The sequence below is a fragment of the Microcoleus sp. S13_C3 genome, from assembly GCF_036700905.1.
Lineage (GTDB): Bacteria > Cyanobacteriota > Cyanobacteriia > Cyanobacteriales > Microcoleaceae > Microcoleus.
Window position 1 is genome coordinate 1 of sequence record NZ_JAUBPT010000156.1, and the last position, 1,302, is coordinate 1,302.

3 protein-coding genes are annotated in these 1,302 nt (G+C 47.0%); all 3 read left to right on the forward strand.

The features are described from left to right. Positions 1-101: 101 nt before the first annotated feature. The 3 genes from QUA16_RS29585 (at position 102) to clpP (ending at position 1,209) form a co-directional block, all read left to right on the forward strand. Positions 102-389 carry a DUF433 domain-containing protein gene (locus QUA16_RS29585; RefSeq protein WP_333107719.1) on the forward strand — a complete coding sequence of 96 codons (288 nt, stop codon included), beginning with the start codon at positions 102-104 and terminating at the stop codon, positions 387-389. 9 nt (positions 390-398) lie between these two features. Beyond that, positions 399-539 carry a hypothetical protein gene (locus QUA16_RS29590; RefSeq protein WP_333181550.1) on the forward strand — a complete coding sequence of 47 codons (141 nt, stop codon included), beginning with the start codon at positions 399-401 and terminating at the stop codon, positions 537-539. Positions 540-600: 61 nt separating this feature from the next. Then, the gene (gene clpP / locus QUA16_RS29595; protein WP_006635758.1) at positions 601-1,209 is read left to right on the forward strand and encodes an ATP-dependent Clp endopeptidase proteolytic subunit ClpP; all 609 of its coding nucleotides are present in this window, start codon (positions 601-603) and stop codon (positions 1,207-1,209) included. The last annotated feature ends 93 nt before the right edge of the window (positions 1,210-1,302 follow it).

A 1,302-nucleotide genomic window follows, 5' to 3' on the forward strand; every position in this document is an offset into this window, starting at 1 on the left:
TTTTTGAGCAACAGCTTGCCTGAGATTCAAAGGTGGCTACTTTTAGCTGCGCTCATTTTTTAGTCTAAACTACAGTATAAAAATCCAGTGGGGATTTAGCGATGGAAACTAACAGATCTTTCGAGCAAAGTGATACCTGGAGTGAAGAAGATTGTCTTGATGTCACAGCCTTTTCTTTGCAATACGCAGCTACTATCTTTCATAGCGACCCCGATATTTTAGGTGGAACTCCTGTCTTTATTGGTGCTCGCGTCCCGATCGAGACTCTACTTGATTATCTCGAAGCTGGTGATTCGGTCGATGAATTTTTAGACCATTTTCCTAGTGTCAGCCGCGATCGAGCGATGGAAGTTCTCGCAATGATACGATCGCCACATAACAACATTTAACGTTTATTGATGTCCGCTTCCTCAAAATCGATCGCCTGCAGGATCGGATTTCCGATCGCACCCCCGCCACAACTTCGACAAATTACCGCCCCAACCCCGCCCAGTTCAAGGATTTTGCCGATTTCTCGATCGCACGCCACCGATCGCTAACTATAACTGAGCCCTAGTCGCTAAAATTAAAAAAAGATACGTAATAGGCAGGCAGGCGTCAATGATCCCAACAGTTATAGAACAATCCGGTCGCGGCGAACGCGCCTTTGACATTTACTCGCGACTCCTGCGCGATCGCATCGTCTTCTTGGGCCAACAGGTTGACTCAGACTTGGCTAACCTGATCGTTGCCCAATTGCTATTTTTAGACGCCGAAGACCCGGAGAAAGATATTTACCTCTATATCAACTCCCCAGGGGGTTCGGTAACAGCAGGTATGGGCATTTTTGACACGATGAACCACATCCGCCCCGACATTTGCACTATTTGTCTCGGTTTGGCCGCCAGCATGGGCGCTTTTCTGTTGAGTGCCGGCGCTAAAGGCAAGCGGATGAGTTTGCCTCACTCCCGGATTATGATCCACCAACCTCTAGGCGGAGCTCAAGGACAAGCAACCGATATTGAAATTCAGGCCAAAGAGATTTTGTACCACAAACGCCGCCTGAACGAACATCTTGCCAACCATACCGGTCAGCCGCTTTCCCGCATTGAAGAAGATACCGAACGGGATTTCTTCATGTCCGCTGAAGAAGCAAAGGACTACGGATTAGTCGATCAAGTGATCGATCGCCGTCCTTCCGCCAGCCGCCCGATCGCCGCTGTCGTCTAAATAAAAAGTTAAAAATCAAAAATGAGGAAATATTCTTCATTTTTGATTTTTAATTTTTAACGTTCAAAAGTAGCTCTTTAATGGATAAACGGG